Source organism: Cupriavidus sp. SIMBA_020 (genome assembly GCF_046535395.1).
In the GTDB taxonomy this organism is placed as follows: domain Bacteria; phylum Pseudomonadota; class Gammaproteobacteria; order Burkholderiales; family Burkholderiaceae; genus Cupriavidus; species Cupriavidus campinensis.
Genome location: NZ_JAWRWU010000732.1, coordinates 1 through 266 on the forward strand (window position 1 = coordinate 1; position 266 = coordinate 266).

General features: G+C 67.3%; 1 protein-coding gene. It reads right to left on the minus strand.

The features are described from left to right. Nucleotides 1-266, minus strand: a 266-nt coding sequence (locus SB751_RS31265) for a KUP/HAK/KT family potassium transporter (protein WP_410749179.1), incomplete at both ends; no start/stop codon positions are given.

The window sequence follows — 266 nt, forward strand, 5'->3', positions numbered from 1 at the left end:
CTCGGCCTTGACGATATAGAGGCCGCCGCCCGCATCGCGCGAGCTGAGGCGCTTGTCGTCGCGCACGTACGGAATGTCGCGCGTGACGAACGTGAGGAAAATGGTCCGCTCGTGCAGCACCTTGTTGTGCTTCAGGTTGTGCAGCAGGCTGACCGGCACGAGCTTGTCGTTGCCCGTCAGGTAGATGGCCGTGCCCGACACGCGGTGCGGCGGGTGCGCGAGCAGCCCCTGCAGGAACGGCTCGAGCGGAATGCCGTCGGCGGCCG